Raw genomic sequence first — 22,687 nt, forward strand, 5'->3', positions numbered from 1 at the left:
CTCGTCGAGGAGCTCGGCGCCGACGGCTACCTCTACGGCCACACCGACATCAACGGCAAGCGCACCGACCTCGTCGCGCGCGTCGACGGCCGCCGCCACCCCAACGCGGGCGACACGGTCGTGCTCGCTCCGGTCCCCGGTCACGTGCACGTCTTCGACGCCGAAACCGGCGAACGCCTGAACGACATGGCGAGCGCCCGCACGTGACGAGCAGCCATGTCATCACCTAACGAGGATGCGGAGGCTGTGCTCGCCGCGTCTCGCGGCCTCCTCGGCATCGTCGTAGCCTCCTTGACGCCCACGCTTCAGACGATCCGCCTCGAGGACTACCGAGTCCTCGAGCTTCTTGCAAGCAGAGGCGCACTCGAGCGCGAAACCCTGGCGCAGACCATCGGGTCGGGGCCCCTCGGTCTGGATGAGTCATTGCGCCGCCTTTCGGGGAGAGGCCGCGTGGACGCGCGCCACAGCTGCTGCGAGATCACCTCGCATGGCAGAGCCATCGTCGCGGAAGTCACCGAGCGGCGCCGGGTCCATCTCGGACGGGTCCTCGGCGAGATGGACGGCGAGAGCCGCCGCAAGGTCGTCGAGGGCCTCGACATCCTGTCCAGGCACGTCGGTGAGCCGTCCCCCGAGCAGCTGATGGTGCTCGGCCTCTGACCTCATCCCTCAGCGCCCAGGGTGATCCGCGGGCCCCCGGGGCGCTTCTGGGCTCGGCTACTCTTCGTGCGCTCGCTCGCGGATCGGCAGCGCTCGCGCGTCGCTCCTAATACCCGAGCACGAGCAGGTCTGACGGACTCGGTTCTCCCGCCGCCTCGGCGAACGTCGCGAAAGCCCGATCGAGGTCCTCCCGCTGCACGGCTGTGAGGCGGCCGAGGATTTCGCGGATCTCGGCGCGGCGCACGTCGGTCACCCGGTTCACCAGGTTGCGACCGCTGTCCGTGAGGCCGATGAGGGTCTCGCGTCGGCTCTGCCGGTTGACCTCGCGTTCGACCCATCCTCCGGCCACGAGCCTATCGACGGTCCGGCTGAAGGATGAGGGATGCGATCCCATCTGTGCCGCTATGGCGCCCATGCGAAGCGGCCCGGACGACGCGAGAATCACCAGGACCCGGAACTGGGGCAGGGTGACATCCTGAAGCGCGCCGAGCATGCTTCGAGCGATGACGCCGAGAAGCGCGCGGGAGGCGACCAGCGTGGAATCGGCGGCGCGCTCGTCCGGCTGATCCGCCACCATGTCGCCCATCGGGCACCTCCACTTGGCATCGGCAGCGTGATCGGGCGACCCGCTGCAGGCACATACTACGTGCGACGCGCGTGGCGGCGGGCTGCCGGAGCCCGATCTGCATGAACGCTTGACTGCTGCGCCGTGCGTCATAGGGAGGCACCGGAACCGCCCCCTCATCTCCGATCTCGGCTAAGTGACGCTGCGCACCATCAGGTCGACGGTGCCGTTTCGCAGTATGGCGTCGAGTTCCTTGAACGAGAGATACTCCGCGGAGCGAGCGTCCATGAAGACTCTCGCGCCGTTTCGTTCCACCACCTCATCCGCGAGGTGGGGCGCCGGAGCGAACTCGACGGACATGCGGGCAGGTGGTCCGGCCTGCGAGGCGCGGATGCGTATCCCGGCGTTCGCGCTCCGATCGATGCCCCTGACGAAGTGGGCGATGAGCGTGACGGCATTGTCGGTGAGCGTGAGCATGGTCATCTCTCCTTCGGGCGGAAGAGCCGCCTACATACTTGCGCAGTTACAACTGTTGCATACCAGCATCCATGCGCGGAGGAGAGTTGAGAAGTGCCGCCTAGATCGCCGTCCCCGGCGGGCCCCCGTAGCGGAAAGCATCGCCCACGCGTGCTCGGCTCGTCCTGCATCGCCGCCTCGCGTGTCGACCCCTCGGCGGCTCGTAGGTCCGGGGCGCACGGCCTCGACCTGAGCGCCAAGCGACCGGCGTCGACGATTGCATACTCTCCGGCGACTCCGACCGCGGGCGCCGCCCCCAAGAGCAGATCGACCGGTGCAGAGACGGCGCGAGAACGCGAGATGCCGTCCTGCCGGTGCGACGAGCGCGCGCGTATCCAGGCCCTGCCGTCCCGGAGGGGTCACGTGTGGCTGCGAGTGGCCAGGGCCAGCCGAACGGCCAGCGTCTCCTCCTTCAGTTCACGAGCTGACGCGGGATCGTCCTGCTCCACATCGAGCTGCCGGGCAAGCGCTTCCAGCTCCTGCTCCAGCACCGTGCGCACGGCCTCGTTCTCGCACTGCTCGGACAGCTCTCGGGCGAGCTGCAGCAGCCGCGCGACGACCGCCGGATGGGTGGCCCCGTAATGTCGGATGGGAGCGATGGCCGTTCGCACGTCGTCTGCCGCCGTGGGCCGCGGACCGAGTACCCGAAGCGCGCCGGAATCGTCCGCTGCCGCAGACGGCGCCCGACTCATCGCTGCGCATCGGGTCAGGATCGCGCTCAAGTGGCCGAGTGCATGAACGGCCGTGGTCGGGTCGTTCAGCCCCGGCGAGAGGGCGCGCAAGGCGATGTCCACGATCTGCTGCATCCCGTAGCGGACGTCCTCCACGCTGACTCGCTCGAACCGGATCGCGTAGAAATCGCGGAGGGCGGCGTCGACATCCGATGTGTCGACCCTGTGGGCTTCTCCTTGGGCCCACCATCTGGCCAGAACCGATCCGGCTACGACGTTGTCACCGACCTGCCTCATCTCCTGGACCACAATGTCGTGATCATGAGCGAACTGCATCAACGCGACCGGATCACTGCGCGTGATGAACCCGCTCTCGACGGCGAGCACCGCGTGCGCATCCGTCGGCGGTATCACCTCCCCGCCGAAGGGCACCAGCTCCCTGTTTCTGCCGCTGACCAGGCGCATGGCCTCGTCCGTTTGGGCATGGATCTCCTTGAGCATGGTTTCGACTCTGAGCTGCTTGGCGAGATGGGCGAGGAAGAAGATCAGCATCGCCACGCTGAGGAGCGTCAGCAGGAAGGCGACGGTGACCGAGATCCTCGGGACGAAGGCCGGCTCGTCATCGGCGGGGGAACGGACGGAGCGAAGCACGGTGATGGAGTAGGCGAAGGTTCCCATGAACGCCGCGAGGGTCCATTGCACCTGGCGGTCGCGGGCGAACAGTCGCAGCACGCGGGGTGAGGCCTGGCTGCTGGCCAACTGCAGAGCGATGACGGTCAACGAGAACGTGAGTGACGTAGCGGTGATCAGTGATCCGGCTATGGATGAGAGGACGGATCGCGCGGTGTCAGCGCCTCCGTTGAAGACCGCGGAGTCGACGGCGTCGGGCAGGCTGGCGTCCAGCAGCAGATCGACGCGCGGCAGGACGATTCCCAGTGCCACCGCAAGCACGATGGCGGCAGCGGGAATCGGCCAGAGCCGGGACTCGACCGACTCCACCACCCGTGCCCACCAGCCCCCGCCACGCACCCAGCGATGTTTTGTGGATGGAACGCGCCGAAGAAGTGAGTGCTTCCGCCGGAAAGCCGCTGTCCCTTTTCCGTGCTTTCCCTCAGCGATTGGCATCGGGTCGATCGATCCCGTCCAGGCTGCTGCCGCTGCCGAGCTTGCTCTGCTCGATTACGCTGATCCGGCCGTTGCTCTCCAGAATCACCGCGCCGACGGCGCCGATCTCTCCGACGCCGCTCTGTCGAATCGCCTGTTCGACATCGGCGCGAGAAACGCGATGGCGCCGCAGTGCGGCGTAATCCATCTGGCCCTGCCAGAGCAGCAGACTCGGTTCCGCGGTGAAGAGCTTCCCCACCCTAGCCAACGCCACCGTGCACACAGCCACCGCCACCTGCAGCGCGAGGAGCAGCGCGATCGCCGTCCCCCCTTCCGCGAAGGACACGTCGGAACTGAGCAGAATTGTTGCCAGCGTCGATCCGAGCGCGACGGTGACGACGAAGTCGAAAGCATTCAACTGGGCGAGCGTGCGTTTACCGGAGAGACGGATGGAAACCACGAGGAGTGCGTAAGACGCAATCCCGACGACGACCACGCGCAGGATGTCAGACCAGTTGTCGAACCACATGCCCGAAATGTAATGAGCGGTGGCAGGCACGGGGTATCGCCTTGTGAATGACACCTCCGCGCGCTACCAGGTCAGGCGGACACTGATACACGTCGCCCAGCTAATGCCGGGCCGGCACGGCGGAGAGCCCGTGAACGTCGAGGAGGGTGCGGGGATCGAAGTGGCCGAGGGAGACGATCATCACGCCTGTCGCACCCGACTGGCGTGGACGCGCTTCGCGCAACGTGGATATCAGTCCTCAGGAGCGTGCTGATCGCCGATCCTGAACCGCGAGGTGTCCGCGATCCCGTCCTCGTTCATGTCCGCGCGCCTCTGTCTGTGCGCATCCCATCGCAACAGGACCCCGGCCAGGATCGCCGCGGTGAGGCTTGCGGCGAGCACCCCGATCTTCGCAGCGGCGGCGTGCTCGCCGTGTCGGAACGACAGCTCCGCGATCAGAAGCGAGACGGTGAATCCGATCCCTGTCAGCAGACCGATCGGAAGAAGGTCGCGAAGCCCGATGCTGTCGGGAAGGCGCAAGGGCGTCAGCCGGGTCACCAGCGCCGTCGAACCGAGAACGCCTACGAGCTTCCCCACTACGAGCGCCGCGACGATCGCCACCGAGACCGGATCGGACAGCACCGCGAGCGGGCCGCCCGCTCCTCCGCCGATCGGCACACCGGCGGCGAAGAACGCGAAGACCGGAAGCGCGATGCCCGCGGACACGGGGCGGACGGCGTGCTCGAGCCGCACTGTGCGGGGCACGGTCTCGTCGTGGACGGCGCGGGCGGGAACGGTGACACCGAGCAGGACACCGGCGATCGTGGCGTGCACGCCCGACTCGTGCATCAACACCCACGTTCCGAGCGCGACCGGGAGCAGCATCCACCAGCGCATCCGCGGTCTGCGGATCAGGATCGCGAACACCCCTGCCATCAACACGGCGCCAGCGAGCGGGAGGATGCGCACGCCGTCGCTGTAGAAGACGGCGATCACGATGATCGCGAGGAGGTCGTCGACCACTGCCAGCGTGAGCAGGAACACGCGCAGCGCCACAGGCAGGCCGCGTCCGAAGAGCGCGAGAACCGCGAGGGCGAACGCGATGTCGGTCGCGGTGGGGATCGCCCACCCGCGCAGGGCCGACACCTCGCCGAGTGAGAGGACGACTGCGGCGTAGATGGCCGCCGGGACCAGCATCCCTGCCACGGCGGCGATGATCGGCACGCCGGCGATCCGCGGGTTGCGCAGACTGCCCGCGACCAACTCACGCTTCAGCTCGACGCCGACGACGAAGAAGAAGATCGCCAGCAGCCCATCGGCGGCCCACACCGACAGCGGCAGGTCGAGGTGCAGCGCAGCGGGGCCGACGGTGATCTGCGCGAAGGCAGCATAGGCCGCCCCCGCCGGAGAGTTCGCCAGCAGCAGCCCAAGGACGGCAGAGGCGATCATGATCACCCCACCGACGACATCACGAGAAACCCATCTGGCGGCGCGAGTGAATGGCGTGCGGGGAGTGCGTGCAGTCATGGTGCCCTTCGGCTTTCGGGGTTTGGCGCGCGGAGCGCGACGCCGACCAGACTTCCCGGCACTCCAGCATCCACCCTATGTCCCGCCCGCACGGGCTTGGTTCATGTCACTGCGCGGGCGAATCCCAACCTCGACGGATTCAGACCGCTCGGCGCTGGACAGTCCATATGTTAGTGACTAACATTCAGGCGTGGGGACGGATGCTGTCATGGGCAAGCGTGCACGGACGCTGGCCCGGCTGGTCGATTGCGGGCTCGACCTGTTCGAGGAGCGCGGCTACGACAAGACGACCGTCGGGCAGATCGCCCGGGCGGCAGGAGTGACCGAGATGACCTTCTTCCGCTACTTCCCCACGAAGGAGTCTCTGCTGCTGGATGACCCGTATGATCCACTGCTCATCGACGCGATCGGTCGACAGCCGCCCAGTCTTCCGCCCTTCCTGCGAGCTGCGCGCGGTGTGCGGGAAGCGTGGAGAGAGGTACCGGAACCGGACCAACCGACGATTCGCCGAAGAGTGCGGATCGCCGCTCGAACCCCCAGCCTACGGTCGGCGACCTGGGGATCGACGGGTAACACCGAGCAGGCCATCGTCGGGCAGCTCACGGACGACGGGGCCGCCGCGATCGACGCGCGAATCGCGGCCGCCGCCGTGCTCGCGGCTCTGGTCGCAGGACTCTTCGCGTGGGCGGATGCCGGCTCGACGAGCCTCGCCGCGTCGATCGAACGCGCCCTCGACGTCATCGACCCGGGGGAGCGCGAGGGAACCGGCCATGCCTGAGCCTCACATCGAGCTGCGACACGTCAGGCGGGAGTTCCGCGGCGGCGCCGGGGTGCACGGCGTCGACCTGAGCATCGCGGCCGGCGAGGTGCACGCGCTCGTCGGACTGAACGGCGCAGGCAAGACGACGCTCATGCGGCTGATGCTCGGGATGCTCCGCCCCACGGCGGGCGAGGTGCTCATCGACGGCATCCGCATCGATGGGCTTCCCACGACGGCGTGGGCGCGGGTGGGGCAGCTCGTGGAGAACGCCCTCGCCAACGGCGAGCTCGACGTGCGCAGCAACCTCCGCCTCGCCGCCCGCCTGCATGGGGCCTCGCGGGGGCAGGCGACCGTGATCGCTGATGCCGCGATCGACGAACTCCACCTCGCCAGGTACGCGCGGGTGCGCGCTCGGCGCCTTTCGCTGGGCAACCGTCAGCGGCTCGGGCTCGCCGCCGCGATCCAGCACGACCCGAACCTGATCGTGCTCGACGAGCCCACGAACGGTCTCGACCCGGCCGGCGTGATCCTGCTCAGGGAGGCGATCACTCGCCGCGCTGCGGGGGGCGCGGCGGTGTTCGTGTCCAGCCACCACCTCGACGAGGTCGCGCGCATCGCGGACCGGATCAGCGTGATCAACCACGGCGTGCTGATCGGAACCCTCGATCCGAACACGGTCGACCTGGAGCGCGCGTTCTTCAGCCTTGTTCATGCCGACGACACCTCGCGGAGCGTGGCATGAGGAACCTGGGCACCGCCATCGAGACGGAAGCCCGCAAGGCCTCGGCATCTCGGGTCGTCCCTTGGACGACCGGCATCCTGATCGGCGGCCTCGCCGCGCTCACCCTCGGGCTGCTCGCCGCCGCGGCGGCCGGTGACGAGCGGGTGATCGCCCGGCTCGGCCCCCTCGCCGAACTCGATGGCTGGCCCCTGCTGGTCGGCACCGCCGCGCAGATCCTCGCCGCCGGCGGACTTGGAGCCTGCGGAGTCCTCGTCTCCTGGCTGTTCGGCCGCGAGTTCACCGAGGGCACCGTCTCCGGCCTCTACGCGCTCCCCGTGCGCCGATCCACCATCGCGATCGGCAAGCTCATCGTGTACCTCACCTGGGCGATGATCGTCGCGCTCACCGTCACTCTCGTGCTCGGCATCCTCGGAGCCGCGGCTGGGATGCTGTCCACCGACGCCGATCGCATCGGCGAGCTCGCCCGAATCCCACTGCTGATGGCCCTCACCGCCCTCATCGCCGTCCCCGCCGCGTGGGTCGCGAGCCTCGCCCGCAGCATCCTCGCCGGAATCGCCGCGACCATCGTTCTGATGATCGTCGCCCAGGTCTCAGCCATCCTCGGCGTCGGAGCCTGGGTGCCGCTCGTCGCACCAGCGCTGTGGGCCATCGCCCCCTCGAGCGTGCCGGCCGGAGCGCTCATCGGCGTCCTCAGCATCCCCGCCGTCTTCTGCGCCGCCACCGCCTACGTCTGGGCGCGACTGCAACTCGACCGGTGAGCACGACGTCGCACCCCCTGGAGGAGGTCGGCGTGCTCCAACCTCCCGGCCGATGGCACTGCATCGGGGCCTCTTTCCCCGCGCGGTCGCCGGGCATAGCTTGTGGGTGTGAGTTCGATGCGTTTCCTGCATGGGCTCGGCCTTGAAGACCGCCTCGCGCCTACACGCGCCGCCCTGAGGCGCGCCGTCGGACCCCGGTCCGACAAGGGCGACGGCGACCCGAATCAGGATCCCGATCCGCCGGCCTCTTGCGCCGCCTGATCATCACACCCCCTGATTCGAAAGGAACCTTCGCCATGACCATGGCGATCCACACGCGCGCGCTCACCAAGCGCTACGGCTCGCACACCGCCCTGCACGACCTCGACCTGCACGTCGAAACCGGATCGGTGTTCGGGCTGATCGGTCCGAACGGCGCCGGCAAGACCACGACACTGCGATTGCTGATGGACATCATCCGCCCCACCTCCGGCGAGATCACCGTCCTCGGGCAGAGCCCCCGCATGGGCGGTGCGGCATTGCGCCGCCGGATCGGATACATCCCCGGCGACCTCCGCCTGGAGGGCAGAGTGAAGGGCCGCGCACTGCTGCGCCACCTCGCTGACATCAGCGGACCCGTCGCACCGGGAACGATCGACGAGCTCGCCGAACGACTGGGGCTCGACCTCAGCCGCCGGGTGAAGACCCTATCCAAGGGCAACAAGCAGAAGCTCGGCCTCGTCCAGGCGTTTATGCACCACCCCGACCTGCTCGTCCTCGACGAACCCACCAGCGGCCTGGACCCGCTCGTGCAGCGGGAGTTCCTGGTCATGCTCACCGAAGCCCGCAACGCTGGACAGACCGTGCTGCTCAGCTCGCACGTCCTCAGCGAGATCCAGCAAGCCGCCGACGACGTCGCCGTGCTCGCCCAAGGACAGGTGGTGGCCAAAGGGTCGGTCGCATCCCTGCGGATCGCCAGCGTCCGCCGGATCAGGGCCACCCTCACCGCTACCACTGCCGACGCCCTGCGCGCATCTCTGCTCGCAGTTCCAGACCTCGAGGACGTCCGTGTCGCCCGGGCGCGGGGCGGAGAACTGATCAGAGTCTCGGCGACCGCCCGTGGAGACATCGACCCGGTCATCCGCGCCCTCACCGCCGGGACGATCCGCGACCTCACCGTGGAAGAACCGGACCTCGAGGAGTCGGTCCTCAGCCTCTACGCACGGACGGAGCAGGCGTCATGACCGCCGTCGCACCCACGCGCACCTCCCGCTCACCGGTCCCCGTGCTGCGCCGTCAGCTCGTCGACGGATGGCGTGGCGTGGTGGGCTGGTCGATCGGAATCGCTGGCGTGATCATGATCTACCTCCCACTGTTCCCGTCGATGCAGACACCGGAGCTGGCCGGGATGCTCGACTCGCTCCCGCCGGAGCTCGTCCGCACGCTCGGCTATGAGAACATCACCACCGGAGCGGGATATGCACAGTCGACGTTCTTCGGGCTGATCGGGTTCGTGCTGATCACCATCGCCGGGATCTCCTGGGGCGCCGAAGCGACGGCAGGGGCGGAGGAGTCCGGACAGCTTGAGCTCATCCTCGCCCATGACGTCGGCCGCGTCCGCTACGGCCTCGAGAGCGCCGCAGCGCTTGCTCTCAGGCTCCTCATCCTGGGCGCGGTCGGCTACGTCGTCGTGTGGTTGGTGAACGACCCCGCCGGCCTGGAACTGGATGCCGGGAACCTGCTCGCGGTGTCGAAGGCCTGGGTCGGGCTTGGCCTGCTCGCCGCGACAGCGGCGTTCACCGTCGGCGCCGCCACGGGCCGCCGCACGTGGGCCATCGGCGCCGGCTCGGCGCTTGCTGTCGTCGGCTACGTCCTTCAGGCGGCGGCCAACAACAGCGAAGATCTGGACTGGCTACGCGCGCTGTCGCCGATCGACTGGGCCTACGGAAACGCCCCACTCGCCAACGGATACGACTGGGTCGGCCTCGCCCTGCTCTGGGGTGGATCAGCCCTCCTCATCGCAGTCGCCACCACCGCCCTGAATCGACGCGACATCCTCGGCTGAACGCCGGGCCAGCGGACCGTGGCCTGTGGCCTTCAACTAAGTCGCTGGGAGCAGTTCAGGTGTTGGAAGACACCACCTGTGGAAAGGTGGCGCACTGCCGCGGCGTCTGGCCAGATCAACCGCGGAATCACGCGGCTCCGGACGCTCCAACGCGCCGACGCAGTGCGGGTGGCGCACCGCCGGAGGTCCCCTAAGGGTCCCCCTCGGGGACTCCTGGACGCCGAAAATGCCCTCGTGTGGTGAGTCAACCGGCGGTTTTTCTGCGGAGACGGAGGGATTTGAACCCTCGGTCCCCGTAAGGGGACTCCACCTTAGCAGGGTAGATTCAGCGATCCCTGGCCTGGACGACGCGACGGGCGTTCTGCCGCGGAATCGTGCGGATTTCGTGGCTCACCAGGAGGTTCGTGCGCCGCCCGGGGTCGCACTCCACGCACGCTATGCACGCCAGGCTCGCCAAGAATCTGCGTCCTCGGAATGCTCGGGGACCCCTGGGGGACCCCTGACAAGAAAGCATCGTCGACTTCCTGTGCCTCCCTCGATCCGCGTTGCGGGCGGTTAGCTGGAGGCTATCGCCGGACCCTTGCGGGCGGATGGCGACAACCCGCACAGCTGTTGCGGTTCGATCACGCCTTCCGATCCCGGCACGCGCACATGCCGCGAAGGACGGGATCAGCCAGGTGCTCGCCATCCTTGGGGGGCTTGACCCGGTTCCCTCGAACGGTGATTGCGTCGAGCGGTCGGCTTGGAACCTTGGAGCGAGCGCAAACCGCCAATGCGTTGGACGCCGAACGGATTCCGAGTCCTAACTCGAGCGGACGAATTCTGATTGCTCTGGGCTGACCGGCCGGGAGGTGCCCGGCACCTGCTTGGCCGTGCGGAGCTTGGCGATGAACCAGATGTCGATAATGGCGACCGCTGCGTTCATTGCCACCATGGGCCAGGTCTCCACGAGGGCGTTGTAGAGGACCAGCGCGACTGCCGCGATCAGGTTCAGCACCCGCAGGCGCATCATGTTCCCCTGCAGCAGCGAGATCACCAGGAGCGCGGATCCCGCCCAGCCGATTGCCTCGATCATCGGACGACCTCCCCCATGTTGACCGACGCCTGGAGGGCTTCGGTGACGGTGTTCTGCAGGTCGTGCCAGGAGGCGATGAACTTGCTGACGCCTTCGTCCTCGAGGACCTGGGTGACGTCGGCGAAGTCGACGCCGACGGCGGCGAGCTGCTCGAACACGCCATGCGCGTCGGCGTAGTTGCCGGTGACGGTGTCGCCCGTGATGACGCCGTGGTCGAAGGTGGCCTCGAGGGTCTTCTCCGGCATCGTGTTGACCGTGCCGGGGGCGACCAGCTCGGTGACGTAGAGCGTGTCGGGCAGGGCCGGGTCCTTCACACCGGTCGAGGCCCACAGCGGACGCTGCACGTTGCCGCCGGCATCCGTCAGCGCGGTGGCGCGGTCGGTGGCGAACTCCTTCTCGAACAGCTCGTACGCCAGGCGGGCGTTGGCGACGCCGGCCTTCGACTTCAGCGCCTCGGCCTCGGGGGTCCCCAGGGCGCTGAGGCGCTTGTCGACCTCGGTGTCCACGCGCGAGACGAAGAACGACGCGACGGAGTGGATGGTCGAGATGTCGTGGCCGTTCGCCTGGGCCTGCTCGATGCCCGACAGGTAGGCGTCGATGACGGCGGCGTAGCGCTCCAGGCTGAAGATCAGCGTCACGTTGACCGAGATGCCCTCGGCGAGCACGGCCGTGATGGCGGGCAGGCCCGCCATGGTCGCGGGGATCTTGATGTGCACGTTGGGACGGTCCACAGCCGCCCACAGCTCCTTGGCCTGCGCGATCGTCGCGTCGGTGTCGTGCGCGAGGTCGGGGGAGACCTCGATCGACACGCGCCCGTCGACACCCTCGGTGCGGTCGTACACGACGCGGAAGATGTCCGCCGCGTCACGGACGTCGTCGGTCGTCGCGGCGAAGATCGCCTCGTCCACCGACGCCTCCTTGGCCGCCAGCTCGGCCAGCTGTCCGGCGTACGCGTGCCCGCCGCCGCCGATCGCCGACTGGAAGATCGTGGGGTTGGTCGTGACACCGCTGACGGTGCGCGACTCGATGAGGGCCGCGAGGCTGCCCGACGTGATCCGCTCACGCGACAGGTCATCCAGCCAGATGCTGACGCCCGCGGCGCTGAGCTGCTCGGTGGGGGTGCTCATGATGTGGTCTCCAAGGTGAGGCGTCGGCGGCGCGAGCCGCGTTCGAACCGGTCGATCTGTCCAATCCGCCGCGCATGCCGCTCGTCGGCGGGGAACGGCGTGGTGATGAATGCGTTGATGAACGACACGACTTCTTCAAAGGAGTGCTGCCGGGCGCCGATCGCGATCACATTGGCGTCGTTGTGCTCACGGGCCAGTACGGCCGTGGCGTGGTTCCACACCAACGCCGCGCGGACGCCGCGGACCTTGTTCGCGGCGATCTGCTCGCCGTTCCCGGATCCGCCCAGCACGATGCCAAGGGCGGGCGTGCCCCAGCCGATGTCTTGGACGACGGCCTGGCCCGCGTGGATGCAGAACGCCGGATAGTCGTCCAGCGGGTCGTAGGAGTTGGGGCCGTGATCGACGACCTCGAAGCCTCTCCCCCGCAGATGCTCCTGCAGGCGATGGGAGAGTTCGAGGCCCGCGTGGTCGGTGGCGATATGGATGCGCATGTTCATGCGAGCACCTTGACCGTCTCGCGTGCCGTCTCGACTGCGGCGATGGACTCGCGCGCGGCCTCGACGACGGCTTCGGCGGTGACGCCGAACTTCTGGAAGAGGGTCTTGTAGTCGGCCGAGGCGCCGAAGTGCTCGATCGAGACCGAACGACCGTTGTCGCCGACGATGCCGCGCCACGTGAGGGCGACACCGGCTTCGACCGAGACGCGCGCCGTGACGTTCTGGGGCAGGACGCTCTCGCGGTAGTCCTCGTCCTGCTCGGCGAACCACTCCAGCGACGGCGCCGACACGACACGGGCCTGCACGCCCTCCGCGGCGAGCGTCTCGCGGGCCGCGACGGCCAGCTGCACCTCGGAGCCGGTCGCGATCAGGATGACGTCCGGCTCGCCGCCCTCGGCGTCGATGAGGACGTACGCGCCCTTCGCGACACCGTCCGTGGTGGCGAAGCCGCCTTCACCGCGGGGGAACACCGGGATGTTCTGGCGGGTCAGCGCGAGACCTGCGGGCCCGCCCTGGCGGCGCAGGATCTCCAGCCACGCCGCCGACGTCTCGTTCGCGTCCGCGGGGCGCACGACGGTGAAGTTCGGGATCGCGCGGAGCGTCGCGAGCTGCTCGATCGGCTGGTGCGTGGGGCCGTCCTCGCCGAGCGCGACGGAGTCGTGCGTCCACACGAAGATCGACGGGATGTCCATCAGCGCGGCCAGACGCACCGAGGGGCGCATGTAGTCGCTGAAGATCAGGAACGTGCCGCCGAACGGGCGGGTCTTGCCGTGCAGCTTGATGCCGTTGACGATCGCGCCCATCGCGTGCTCACGGATCCCGAAGTGCAGCACCCGGCCATACGGGTCGCCCGACCACTCGTGCGTGGACCACTCCGACGGGATGAACGACTTCGCGTCCTTGATCGTGGTCAGGTTCGACTCGGCCAGATCCGCCGAACCGCCCCACAGCTCCGGCAGCTCCGCGGCCAGGGCGTTGATCACGACACCCGACGCGGCACGCGTGGAGACGTCCTTGCCGGCCTCGAACACCGGGCCGGCCAGGCCGTCGGGCAGCTCGCCCGCCTCGAGCCGGTCGAACAGGGCCTTGCGCTCCGGGTTGGCCGCCGCCCACGCGTCGAACTTCACCTGCCATGCGGCCTTGGCCGCCTCGCCGCGCTCGCGCAGCGAACGGGTGTGCGCGATGACGTCGCCTGGGACCACGAACGACTGCTCCGGGTCGAAGCCGAGGACCTTCTTCGTCGCGGCCAGCTCGTCCGCGCCCAGCGCGGAGCCGTGGATCTTGCCGGTGTTCTGCTTACCGGGCGAGGGCCAGCCGATGATCGTGCGCAGCACGATCAGCGACGGCTTGGAAGTCTCGCCCTTGGCGGCCTCGATCGCGGAGTGCAGCTCGTGCACGTCCTCGACGTACTGGCCGGTCTTCTTCCAATCCACGACCTGCACATGCCAGCCGTACGCCTCGTAGCGGGCGGCGACATCCTCCGTGAACGCGACGTTCGTGTCGTCCTCGATGGAGATCTGGTTCGAGTCGTAGATCGCGATCAGGTTGCCCAGCCCCTGGTGACCCGCCAGCGACGACGCCTCACTCGTGATGCCCTCCTGCAGGTCGCCGTCCCCCGCGATCACATACACGTGGTGGTCGAACGGGGACGTGCCCGCAGCAGCCTCCGGGTCGAACAGGCCACGCTCGTAGCGGGCCGCGTACGCGAAGCCGACCGCGGAGGCCAGACCCTGACCCAGCGGGCCGGTGGTGATCTCCACACCCTTCGTGTGGCCGTACTCCGGGTGGCCCGGGGTCAGCGAACCCCACGTGCGCAGCGCCTTCAGGTCGTCCAGCTCCAGGCCGAACCCACCCAGGTACAGCTGCACGTACTGGGTCAGCGAGGAGTGCCCCGCCGACAGGATGAACCGGTCACGGCCCACCCAGTGCGTGTCGGCCGGGTCGTGGTTGAGCACCCGCTGATACAACAGGTACGCCGCCGGCGCCAGACTCATCGCCGTGCCCGGGTGGCCATTGCCCACCTTCTCCACAGCATCCGCCGCCAAAACGCGGGCCGTGTCCACAGCGCGCTCGTCGAGAGCCGTCCAGTTGAGGCTCGTTTTCAGATTGTCGTTCACTAGATGTGCCTTTCAGACCACGACGGGGGCCATCGGCCATGAATAGGCTCGCACGGCATCCAGCAGGACGGTGGCGGCGGGCACGTCGATCTCCGCGACCACGCGACGCACAGGTGCAGGGTCCACCGTTGCCGTGATGCGGGCTCTCGTCCTCCCCCGCTCAGGCCCGTCAAGGATGACTTCGATCCGGCGCGGGTGGTCTTCCTTGACCACTCGGACGCCATGCGCGACAACCATGGCGGCCAGCGGATCGTGAAGCGCGCACTGGCGGGTGCCGAGCAGTCCCTCGTATGCGTCGAAGTAGACGTCCAGCATCGCTGCCAGTTTGGGCGGCAGTGAACCCGGGATGCGAAGGAGTTCCAGTGCTTCCTGCTCCGTCAGGAGATGGCGCATGGTGAGGTCCAGCGGAACGACCGTGATCGGCCATCGCGCCGCGAAGACCTTCGCGGCCGCTTCGGGGTCGTTGTGGATGTTCGCCTCGGCGACCGCCGACACATTGCCTCGGCGGGTGAACGCTCCTCCCATGATCACGACTTCGCTGATGAGGTCCTGGCAATCCGGATACTCGGTCAGGAACTCGGCGAGGTTCGTGAGCGGGCCGAGCGCGAGGATGTGGAGGTCACCACCCGACTCCTGTGCGAGCTGAGCCAGGAGTGCAGTTGCCGACACCTGTTCGGGTGCGGCTTCGGAGGGTCGAAGCCCGACTTCACCAATGCCGTCGCGGCCGTGGATGGACGGCGCTCCGCCGTGGAATCCGCTCGAGAGGGGGTTTTGAGCGCCGATCGCCACCGGAATCTCGGCGGCGCCGGCGAGTTCGAGGATGGCGAGGGTGTTGTGCGCCGCCTGGTCGGCAGTGGTGTTTCCGGACACGGTTCCGACTCCGACGATGCGTGCCCGTTGCTGTGCGAGGAGGTACGCGAGCGCGAGGGCGTCATCGATGCCCGTGTCGCAGTCGACATAGAGGGGTATCTGGCGAGTGTCGTGGATGGTCAACGGTGTCTCCGATTCCGAAGGTGCGGTCGCGGCCCCCGCGACCGTGAAGGTGCGCCCCAAGGCTGTGGCGAACAGTGAAGCGGTCAGGCGGCCGGGTAGCTGTCGAGCTCGTCCAGAAGGGGCTGGGATCGTTCGTCGGCGACTGCTGCCGCTCCGACCGCGCAGGCCCGTTGTAGGGCGACCGCGTCGGAGTCGCCTCGCAGCAGCCCAAGGACCAGCGCCGCGGAGAATGCGTCTCCGGCGCCGACCGTGTTGCGCACATCGGTCTTGACCGCCCTCGCCCGGGCGACCTCGATGCCGTGTCGGAGGAGTCGCGCGCCGTCGGCGCCGAGAGAGACCGCGAGCAGGTCCGCGTTGTGGATCTCAGGGAGCTGGGCGTATTCCCCTTCGTTGACGATGAACAGGTCGACCCGAGAGATGAGCTCGGCGGGCAGTGATCGTGCCGGTGCCGCGTTGAGCGCGAAGAACCCCCGGGTCTGGGTGGCGGCCGCGAGGATGACCTCGTCGGCGACTTCGAGCTGAGCGAGGACGGCGGAGCCAGGGTCGACGACGATGCGCGTGGTGTCGATGGCCGCGTTGGCGCCGGGGCAGACGACGATGGTGTTCTCCCCTTCTTCGTCCACCACGATCAGCGCCGTCCCCGTGGGCTCTGCGACGGTCTGCATTCCCGAGGTGTCGACACCGGCGGACTTGAGCGAGGACTTCAGCTCCGCGCCGGTCGGCCCATCACCGATGGCTCCGACGAGGCGGACTCGCGCGCCCAGCCGAGCGGCGGCTGCGGCTTGGTTGGCGCCCTTGCCGCCGGCTTGACGGCTCAGGACGCCGTCGCCGACTGTTTCGCCGGGCACGGGATGGCGGGCGACCCGGGCTGTGAGGTCGACGTTGATCGCACCGACGACGGTGAGCTCGACCTGGTCGATCACTCGCCCGCCCCTCTCCGCGCGAGCGGCGAGGCCGCGACGATGCCAAGCACGATCTTGTCGGCGACACCGTCGGCGTCGAGCTGTTCCGCGATTCGGACGGACCCGCTGCCGGGGGCAAACCTGCTGACTCCGGCGTCCTCCGCCTCCCCGTGGATCGACACCGCACCCGGACCGGAGAAGCGGAACAGATCAGGGTCGGTCATGGTGAGGACGGTGACGGGGTCGTGCGGCACGTTCCACTCAGTGCTCCAGAACTCCCACCACTGGCGGACCTCCGCGTCGATGAGCGCACCGAGGTTTCCAGAGCCCGCGATGCGTGCGAGGGAATCACGGTCGATCGTCACCTGACGGGTCACTTCCAGCCCGGAGACCGTGGTCGGGATGCCCGAGCCGAACACGACCTCGGCTGCCGTGGTGTCGCTGCGGAAGTTGTGCTCGGGCTCGTCGGTCGTGAACGCGCCGCCCATGATCCAGAGATGCCGTACCGCGGACGCGAAACGGCTGTCCCGCCGGATCGCGGCGGCGATGTTGGTCAGGGGCCCGATGGCGATCAGATCGATGCTCCCGGGGTCGGCGAGCACGGTTTCGACAAGATACGCGACAGCATCCTGCCCGTCGATCGTCTCCGACTCGAGCTCGTCGTACAGGGCGCCTTCGTGACCGGCCCACCACACGTCGCGGCCGGACAGCGGCTGCGACTCGCCGGCGATGACGGGGATGTCGCGGCCCGCGAGTCTGGCGGCGCGCTTGGCGATGCGTGCGCGCAGCAGCGTGTCGCCGTAGACGGTGGTCACGCCGATCAGATCGATGGAGGGAGTTCCGAGGATGAGGGCGAGGGCGAGGAGGTCGTCGACGTCGCTGCCGATGTCGGTGTCGAGGATGACACGGTGAAGGGAAGACACAGCTGTGGTGTCCTTTCTGAGCACGGAGCCCTTTACTTGAGCCCGGTCGTGCTGACGGACTGGATGAAGTAGCGCTGGAAGCCGAGGATGACGGCAAGCGGGATGAGGACGAGGATCATCGACGCGGCAAACAGCACGCCGTAGTCGACGACGAACTGGCCCTGCATGTTGGAGAGGGCGACCGGGCCGAGGATGTGGTCTTCGTCGGTTCCCATGAGCAGGGGCCACACATAGGACTGCCACTGGAAGAGGAACAGCATCAGGCCGGCGCCGATCAGCGCGGGGCGGCTCAGCGGAAGGTAGATGCGGGTGAAGATGCCCCACCATCCGAGGCCGTCCAGGCGTCCGGCTTCCACGAGCTCTTCCGGGATGGCGAGGAAGAACGTGCGCAGCAGGAAGATCGCCATGCCGTTGCCGATGCCCGGGAGGATGAGTCCGAAGAAGGTGTTCTGCAGGCCCCAGTCGCGGAACATGCTCGCGAGGGGGATGGCGATCGCGTCGAACGGGATGAGGAACGACAGGATGACGACCGAGAACAGCACACCCCGTCCGCGGAACTTGAAGGCGGACAGCCCGAACGCGGCGGTCGCGCAGACCCCGAGGCCCACGATCACGGTCACGATGCTGACGAACAGCGAGTTCAGGATCGCGCGCCAGAGGTCGGTGTCCAGGAGGGCGAGGTAGTTGTCGAGGGTGGGGGTGAGGGTGAAGAACGTCTGCCACTGCAGCGGGTTGAGGTAGCGGAAGGTCTCCGCGCCGGGTCGCAGCGAGTTGATGAACGTCCACCACAGCGGGATGAGGAACGCGAGTCCGACGGTGACGGCGAGCAGCGTCGTCCAGACGAACAGGACTGTGCGGCGGGAGAAGCGGGGCCGGGGTGCGGCGATTGCGGTGGTCATGTCAGTCCTCCGACCTGAGCAGACGGAACTGGATGGCGACGATCACCACGGTGATCAGCACGAGGATGACGACCTCGGCCTGGGCCTTGTTGATGTCGGCGAACGTGTACGCCCGCGTGTACAGGTCGTACATGAGCAGGTTCGTGGAGCCGTTCGGGCCGCCCTTGGTGAGGATCTGCACCGGCGCGAACACGAGGAAATTGGAGACCGTGTCGGCGACGAGGACGAACGCGAGCGGGCGGCGGAGCAGCGGGAAGGTGATCGACCACAGCTGACGCCACGCGGAGGCTCCATCGATGGACGCGGCCTCGTAGTACGACGAGGGGATGTCGTTGATGCCGGCGATCAGGAACATCATCCAGTAGCCGACGCCGATCCAGGACAGCAGGATCATGATCGACAGCAGCGCCTGCTGCGGGGACGTGAGGAACGGCTGCGGCGGGATGCCGAACACGGCCAGGAACGCGTTGGCGAGGCCGTCGGGGCGGTAGATGACGCTCCAGATCACGGCCGACACGGCGGGCGGGACGGCGATCGGAAGGATCACCATCGAACGCCAGAACTTCGATCCGGCCGCCCGACGGGTGAAGAGCACGGCGAGGAGGAACGCCGCCGCGATCTGCAGCGGGTTGATCACCACTGCGAACAGCAGCGTCACGCCGACAGAGTTCTGGAAGTCCGGGTTGGCGAACAGGTCGGCGTAGTTGCCGAGACCGACGAACGAGGTTCCGCCGAGCAGAGTCGATCGGAAGAAGCTGTCGATAAGGGCGACGCCGGCGGGCGCGAGGCGCAGCACCAGCAGCGCGGCGAGCGCCGGGAGCAAGAACAGAACGGCTATGGGAGCCGGCCCCCAGAGGCGACGGGGGCGACGGGCGCCCCGGGTGCGGGGGCGGCTCGTGGCCGTCCCCGCACCCTTGACGATGGTGGTCATTTCAGCGCGCTCCAGGCATCCTGAATCTGCTGCTCGGCCTGCTTCAGGCGGTCGCTGACGTCGGCGCCGTTGCGGATGTCGCCGAACGCCTTGTTGATCAGCGACTCGAACTGCACGTAGCCAACCGAGACCGGGCGGGCCGAGGCGGTGTTGTCGATCTCGTAGGAGATCAGATCGGCGACACCGGCGCTGTGCTCGCCACCGAGCTCTTCGAGCGTGGGCAGGTACTGCGTGGCCGCCTCGGTGTTGGCGGGGATGATCGTCGTGGCGGCGGTCGTCGCGAGGTTGCCGGCAGGGTCGAGCGCGGCGAACTCGAGGAATTCGCGCGCCGCGGCCTTGTTCTTCGAGGCGGTGTTGATGCCCCAGGACCAGGAGCCGGTCGGCGTAAAGGCGTCGCCGCCCTCGAAGTACGGCTGCGCAGCGATGCCCCAGTCGAAGGTGGCGTTCGCGGCGAAGTTGCCGACGTCCCACGGGCCACCGACGAAGAAGGGCAGCTTCTGGTCGGTGAACATCGGGCTGGTCTGGAATCCGCCGACGCCGCGGGGCGAGAGGCCGGACTCGAACGACTCGGCGTACCAGTCCATCGCGGCTTCCCATCCGTCATCGGTGACGTCGACGGTCAGCATGTCGTCTCCGGTGATGCCCGAGCCGCCACCGGCGGACTCGATGAGCGGCTGGAGCTGGTAGTAGGCCTCCACCTGTTCGAGGAGCAGGCCGTACTCGGCACCGGCCGCCTGTGCGGCGCGGCCGGCCTCCGCCGTCTCTTCCCAGGTCCAGCGCTCGGCGGGATGGGCCGAGGGCGCCTCGATGCCGGCTGCGGCGAGCATGTCCTTGTTGTAGAACAGCATCTGAGTCGAATTCCAGATCGACAGTGCGTACATCTTCTCGTCGTAGATGTTGATGTCGTACTGCGCCGAAGACGTGGCGGCCTTCGCTTGGTCCTCCAGGTCGCTGAGGTCTTCGAGGAAGCCCTGCGCGGCAATCTGCGCCAGGTTCGGCTGGTCGACGGCGTACACGTCGATGGTGTCGTCCTTGGCGGACAGCCGCTGCTGCAGCGTGCTGGCGTACTGGTCGAACGGAACCTGCGAGTACTCGACCGTGATCTCCGGGTGCTCCGCCTCGAAAGCCTCGATCACGGGCTCGAAGGTCTTCGGGTCCTCCGGACCGAGGAACTGGACCGTGCCCGAGGCCTCCTCCGAGGCGGCCGGAGCTGCGGCGGTACCCGAGCAGCCGGAAAGCGCCAGCGCGGTCACTGCCACCCCCGTCAGCAGAGCGAGGGATCGCTTCATCTGTCTCTCCTTTGAAGTCATCGCATCTATGCGGTTAGACGATGCGGTTAGATGGAGGCTAAGTGATATCAATACCCGATGTCAAGCGCAGGTTCTGGGAGAATGCCTGGTACGCTAGGACGACTATCTAAACGGTTAGGAAGGACGCGTAGATGGCAACTGCACGCGACGTCGCCGTTCGCGCCGGCACTTCAACGGCCGTGGTGAGCTACGTCTTCAACAATGGACCCCGCAACGTATCTCCCGAAACCCGGGAGAAGGTGCTGCGGGCGGCCGCGGAGCTGAACTATCACCCGAATGCGCTCGCGCGCGCACTCAGCCACGGGAAGACGAGGTCGATCGGGCTGATCGTGCCCGACATCGCGAATCGCTTCTTCGGTGAGCTCGCCCGGGCACTCGAGGAGGCAGCCGCAGCTCGCGGCAACATCCTGCTTATCGGCGACTCAGGACTGAATCTTCAGCGGGAGCGGTCGCACGTCGCAGCGTTCGTCGAACGACGCGTCGACTCCGTAGTCATGGTCTCGATCGCAGACGATCCCAGCGTCGCAGCCTTCGCCGATGCTGGCATCCCCGTCGTGGCCCTTCACCCGCTCGCTGCCCGAGACGGCGTATCCACCATCTCCATCGACTACCGGGCGGCGGCCTTCGCGGCCACGCGCCACCTCATCGAGCATGGGTATCCAGCGATCGCGATGTTCAACGGGCCCGGCGAGTCCGCAGGCTCGCGCCAGCATCGCGAGGGGTTCGACCTGGCACTGAGCGGCGAGTCGGACGTCGTCGCCTCGATCCACAACACGGAGATCTCCCGTGCGCATGCCGCCCAGGTCGCCCTCGACGTCCTCGCCCGCCCCTCCCGGCCCCGCGCGGTCTACTGCTCAACCGATGAACAGGCCTACGGCGTACTCTTCGCCTGCCACCGCCTCGGATTGCGGGTCCCGGACGATGTCGCCGTGACGGGCTTCGACGGCACGGAGCACTCGGCTTACTCCTACCCGCCGCTGACCACGATCAGGCAGCCCATTCCCGAGATCGCCGAACGCGTGATCGCCCTCCTGACGGGCGATGGGGCGGGGCTACCCGTCTACGAGATCGCACCCTTCGACCTCGTGGTCAGGGAGTCCTGCGGGCATCACACAAACTAGGCGTCTTCGACACGTTCGATCGCCGGCGCCACCCGTTCGCAGGTACCGTCCGACGCTCAGACGAGACCTCCGAATAAGGCCCCAGCACCATAGGTGTGCACCACCTTTGGAAGGGTAGATTCGTCGATCCGCGCCCTGTCCGGCGCGACGGCCGGCCTGCCTCGGAATCACGCAGATTTCCAGGTTTACCAGGCGATTCATGCGCCCCGGTGGGTCGCTCCTCCCGCACTCTAGGCACTTCAGACTCGCCCAGTCGCGCATGCTCGGGATGCTCGGGGACCCCTGGGGGACCCCTGACGCGAACCCGCCACGAACCTCAATAGAGCTTCGCGCGGGCCGCGTCCGCGAACCTGGGCACGCCCGCGCGGGTGAGCGCGAGCAGGTAGTCGTCGATGCCCATCGCAGGGGAATCGTACCCCTCCACGAGTTCGACCAGCGCCCGCAGAGTGGGCGCGTGATACAGATCGAGCTGGTCGAGGAGGAAGTCGTCCGGGTGGACGACTTCGACGTCGAACGGTGCGGTCGAGGAGGGTGGGAAGTCCTTCACGTTGAAGGTGACGAGAACTTCCGCTCCCCCGCGGACCGCAGCGGCGAGCACGTGCCGGTCTTTCGGGTCGCAGGTCATCGTCGGGATGAGCGAGTCGTAGCCGTCGACCATCGCATCCGGGAAGTACCGCGTCATCGTCGAGATGCGCTTGCCGATCAGTGCCGCACCTTCGCCGGCTTCGACGAGGTTCCTGCGAAGTTCTTCGAGGATGTCTGCCGACCACAACGGACGGTAGAGGCCGCGGTCGGCGAGTTCGAGGATGAAGTCGTTCAGCAGTGCCCCGTAGAGCACGTTGGTATCGAAGAAGGCGGGGAAGCTCACTCGCCGGCGAGCTCCGACAGCCGCTTAACCTGTGCGGGCGCGGCGACCTGGACCTTCGCGTCAAGGTTCGCG

General features: G+C 67.8%; 23 protein-coding genes and 1 pseudogene. 8 read left to right on the plus strand and 16 right to left on the minus strand.

Going from position 1 to position 22,687, the window contains the following annotated elements:
- A pseudogene (locus ABZ477_RS18925) lies at positions 1-207 on the plus strand (sugar ABC transporter ATP-binding protein); the annotation flags it as partial.
- Positions 208-450: 243 nt separating this feature from the next.
- Positions 451-657, plus strand: coding sequence for a hypothetical protein (locus ABZ477_RS18930; RefSeq protein ID WP_360136360.1), 207 nt, complete (start codon positions 451-453; stop codon positions 655-657).
- 106 nt (positions 658-763) lie between these two features.
- On the opposite strand, the gene ABZ477_RS18935 is transcribed toward ABZ477_RS18930, so the two are convergent.
- The 5 genes from ABZ477_RS18935 to nhaA all read right to left on the minus strand — a co-directional run bounded on the left by ABZ477_RS18935 (position 764) and on the right by nhaA (position 5,548).
- Positions 764-1,243: a MarR family transcriptional regulator gene (locus tag ABZ477_RS18935; protein WP_360136362.1), complete on the minus strand. Its 480-nt coding sequence runs from the start codon at positions 1,241-1,243 to the stop codon at positions 764-766.
- A gap of 171 nt (positions 1,244-1,414) precedes the next feature.
- On the minus strand, positions 1,415-1,699 hold the full coding sequence (locus ABZ477_RS18940) for a Fe-S cluster assembly protein HesB (RefSeq protein ID WP_360136364.1): 285 nt from the start codon (positions 1,697-1,699) through the stop codon (positions 1,415-1,417).
- Between the two features lie 398 nt (positions 1,700-2,097).
- On the minus strand, positions 2,098-3,408 hold the full coding sequence (locus tag ABZ477_RS18945; RefSeq protein WP_360136366.1) for a DUF2254 domain-containing protein: 1,311 nt from the start codon (positions 3,406-3,408) through the stop codon (positions 2,098-2,100).
- Between the two features lie 112 nt (positions 3,409-3,520).
- The gene (locus ABZ477_RS18950) at positions 3,521-4,042 is read right to left on the minus strand and encodes a YetF domain-containing protein (RefSeq protein ID WP_360136368.1); all 522 of its coding nucleotides are present in this window, start codon (positions 4,040-4,042) and stop codon (positions 3,521-3,523) included.
- Between the two features lie 231 nt (positions 4,043-4,273).
- Positions 4,274-5,548 (minus strand): Na+/H+ antiporter NhaA, encoded by a 1,275-nt coding sequence (nhaA, locus tag ABZ477_RS18955; protein ID WP_360136370.1) that lies wholly within the window; start codon positions 5,546-5,548, stop codon positions 4,274-4,276.
- A 190-nt stretch (positions 5,549-5,738) separates the two neighbouring features.
- Between nhaA and ABZ477_RS18960 the strand changes: the two genes are divergently transcribed.
- From ABZ477_RS18960 to ABZ477_RS18980, 5 genes are all read left to right on the plus strand, one after another.
- Complete coding sequence (locus ABZ477_RS18960; protein WP_360136372.1) at positions 5,739-6,326, plus strand: helix-turn-helix domain-containing protein; 588 nt, start codon at positions 5,739-5,741, stop codon at positions 6,324-6,326.
- Complete coding sequence (locus ABZ477_RS18965) at positions 6,319-7,050, plus strand: ABC transporter ATP-binding protein (RefSeq protein WP_360136374.1); 732 nt, start codon at positions 6,319-6,321, stop codon at positions 7,048-7,050. Before ABZ477_RS18960 ends, ABZ477_RS18965 begins: the two co-directional genes overlap by 8 nt.
- Positions 7,047-7,808, plus strand: a complete 762-nt coding sequence (locus tag ABZ477_RS18970; protein ID WP_360136376.1) for an ABC transporter permease — start codon at positions 7,047-7,049, stop codon at positions 7,806-7,808. The genes ABZ477_RS18965 and ABZ477_RS18970 overlap by 4 nt, the downstream gene beginning before the upstream one ends.
- Positions 7,809-8,104: 296 nt before the next feature.
- On the plus strand, positions 8,105-9,031 hold the full coding sequence (locus tag ABZ477_RS18975) for an ABC transporter ATP-binding protein (RefSeq protein ID WP_360136378.1): 927 nt from the start codon (positions 8,105-8,107) through the stop codon (positions 9,029-9,031).
- Complete coding sequence (locus ABZ477_RS18980) at positions 9,028-9,852, plus strand: ABC transporter permease subunit (protein ID WP_360136380.1); 825 nt, start codon at positions 9,028-9,030, stop codon at positions 9,850-9,852. Before ABZ477_RS18975 ends, ABZ477_RS18980 begins: the two co-directional genes overlap by 4 nt.
- Before the next feature lie 802 nt (positions 9,853-10,654).
- Here ABZ477_RS18980 and ABZ477_RS18985 read toward each other — a convergent pair.
- The 10 genes from ABZ477_RS18985 to ABZ477_RS19030 all read right to left on the minus strand — a co-directional run bounded on the left by ABZ477_RS18985 (position 10,655) and on the right by ABZ477_RS19030 (position 20,605).
- Positions 10,655-10,927: a hypothetical protein gene (locus ABZ477_RS18985; RefSeq protein ID WP_360136382.1), complete on the minus strand. Its 273-nt coding sequence runs from the start codon at positions 10,925-10,927 to the stop codon at positions 10,655-10,657.
- Positions 10,924-12,054, minus strand: a complete 1,131-nt coding sequence (gene tal / locus ABZ477_RS18990) for a transaldolase (protein ID WP_360136384.1) — start codon at positions 12,052-12,054, stop codon at positions 10,924-10,926. The genes ABZ477_RS18985 and tal overlap by 4 nt, the downstream gene beginning before the upstream one ends.
- On the minus strand, positions 12,051-12,545 hold the full coding sequence (locus ABZ477_RS18995; RefSeq protein WP_360136404.1) for a ribose-5-phosphate isomerase: 495 nt from the start codon (positions 12,543-12,545) through the stop codon (positions 12,051-12,053). Before ABZ477_RS18995 ends, tal begins: the two co-directional genes overlap by 4 nt.
- A 2-nt stretch (positions 12,546-12,547) precedes the next feature.
- Positions 12,548-14,668: a transketolase gene (gene tkt, locus ABZ477_RS19000; RefSeq protein WP_360136386.1), complete on the minus strand. Its 2,121-nt coding sequence runs from the start codon at positions 14,666-14,668 to the stop codon at positions 12,548-12,550.
- A 12-nt stretch (positions 14,669-14,680) separates the two neighbouring features.
- Positions 14,681-15,661 carry a nucleoside hydrolase gene (locus ABZ477_RS19005; protein ID WP_360136388.1) on the minus strand — a complete coding sequence of 327 codons (981 nt, stop codon included), beginning with the start codon at positions 15,659-15,661 and terminating at the stop codon, positions 14,681-14,683.
- Positions 15,662-15,744: 83 nt separating this feature from the next.
- A complete protein-coding gene (locus tag ABZ477_RS19010) occupies positions 15,745-16,584 on the minus strand; it encodes a PfkB family carbohydrate kinase (RefSeq protein ID WP_360136390.1) in 840 nt (279 codons plus the stop codon).
- The gene (locus tag ABZ477_RS19015; RefSeq protein WP_360136392.1) at positions 16,581-17,486 is read right to left on the minus strand and encodes a nucleoside hydrolase; all 906 of its coding nucleotides are present in this window, start codon (positions 17,484-17,486) and stop codon (positions 16,581-16,583) included. The genes ABZ477_RS19010 and ABZ477_RS19015 overlap by 4 nt, the downstream gene beginning before the upstream one ends.
- A gap of 32 nt (positions 17,487-17,518) precedes the next feature.
- The gene (locus tag ABZ477_RS19020) at positions 17,519-18,385 is read right to left on the minus strand and encodes a carbohydrate ABC transporter permease (protein ID WP_360136394.1); all 867 of its coding nucleotides are present in this window, start codon (positions 18,383-18,385) and stop codon (positions 17,519-17,521) included.
- Position 18,386: 1 nt separating this feature from the next.
- On the minus strand, positions 18,387-19,316 hold the full coding sequence (locus ABZ477_RS19025; RefSeq protein WP_360136396.1) for a sugar ABC transporter permease: 930 nt from the start codon (positions 19,314-19,316) through the stop codon (positions 18,387-18,389).
- Complete coding sequence (locus ABZ477_RS19030; RefSeq protein ID WP_360136398.1) at positions 19,313-20,605, minus strand: sugar ABC transporter substrate-binding protein; 1,293 nt, start codon at positions 20,603-20,605, stop codon at positions 19,313-19,315. The genes ABZ477_RS19025 and ABZ477_RS19030 overlap by 4 nt, the downstream gene beginning before the upstream one ends.
- Positions 20,606-20,757: 152 nt before the next feature.
- On the opposite strand from ABZ477_RS19030, the gene ABZ477_RS19035 reads away from it, so the two are divergent.
- Positions 20,758-21,747 carry a LacI family DNA-binding transcriptional regulator gene (locus tag ABZ477_RS19035; protein WP_360136400.1) on the plus strand — a complete coding sequence of 330 codons (990 nt, stop codon included), beginning with the start codon at positions 20,758-20,760 and terminating at the stop codon, positions 21,745-21,747.
- Positions 21,748-22,063: 316 nt separating this feature from the next.
- On the opposite strand, the gene ABZ477_RS19040 is transcribed toward ABZ477_RS19035, so the two are convergent.
- Positions 22,064-22,615, minus strand: a complete 552-nt coding sequence (locus tag ABZ477_RS19040) for a PIN domain-containing protein (protein ID WP_360136402.1) — start codon at positions 22,613-22,615, stop codon at positions 22,064-22,066.
- Positions 22,616-22,687: the final 72 nt, after the last annotated feature.

Source organism: Microbacterium sp. NPDC019599, from assembly GCF_040632175.1.
Classification (GTDB): Bacteria; Actinomycetota; Actinomycetes; order Actinomycetales; family Microbacteriaceae; genus Microbacterium.

Coding starts and splice junctions, on each gene's coding strand:
- ABZ477_RS18935 (WP_360136362.1), bottom strand. CDS start 1,243: ATGGGCGACATGGTGGCGGATCAGCCGGACGAGCGCGCCGCCGATTCC.
- ABZ477_RS18940 (WP_360136364.1), bottom strand. CDS start 1,699: ATGCTCACGCTCACCGACAATGCCGTCACGCTCATCGCCCACTTCGTC.
- ABZ477_RS18950 (WP_360136368.1), bottom strand. CDS start 4,042: ATGTGGTTCGACAACTGGTCTGACATCCTGCGCGTGGTCGTCGTCGGG.
- nhaA (WP_360136370.1), bottom strand. CDS start 5,548: ATGACTGCACGCACTCCCCGCACGCCATTCACTCGCGCCGCCAGATGG.
- ABZ477_RS18965 (WP_360136374.1), top strand. CDS start 6,319: ATGCCTGAGCCTCACATCGAGCTGCGACACGTCAGGCGGGAGTTCCGC.
- ABZ477_RS18970 (WP_360136376.1), top strand. CDS start 7,047: ATGAGGAACCTGGGCACCGCCATCGAGACGGAAGCCCGCAAGGCCTCG.
- ABZ477_RS18975 (WP_360136378.1), top strand. CDS start 8,105: ATGACCATGGCGATCCACACGCGCGCGCTCACCAAGCGCTACGGCTCG.
- ABZ477_RS18980 (WP_360136380.1), top strand. CDS start 9,028: ATGACCGCCGTCGCACCCACGCGCACCTCCCGCTCACCGGTCCCCGTG.
- ABZ477_RS18985 (WP_360136382.1), bottom strand. CDS start 10,927: ATGATCGAGGCAATCGGCTGGGCGGGATCCGCGCTCCTGGTGATCTCG.
- tal (WP_360136384.1), bottom strand. CDS start 12,054: ATGAGCACCCCCACCGAGCAGCTCAGCGCCGCGGGCGTCAGCATCTGG.
- ABZ477_RS18995 (WP_360136404.1), bottom strand. CDS start 12,545: ATGCGCATCCATATCGCCACCGACCACGCGGGCCTCGAACTCTCCCAT.
- ABZ477_RS19020 (WP_360136394.1), bottom strand. CDS start 18,385: ATGACCACCGCAATCGCCGCACCCCGGCCCCGCTTCTCCCGCCGCACA.
- ABZ477_RS19025 (WP_360136396.1), bottom strand. CDS start 19,316: ATGACCACCATCGTCAAGGGTGCGGGGACGGCCACGAGCCGCCCCCGC.
- ABZ477_RS19030 (WP_360136398.1), bottom strand. CDS start 20,605: ATGAAGCGATCCCTCGCTCTGCTGACGGGGGTGGCAGTGACCGCGCTG.
- ABZ477_RS19035 (WP_360136400.1), top strand. CDS start 20,758: ATGGCAACTGCACGCGACGTCGCCGTTCGCGCCGGCACTTCAACGGCC.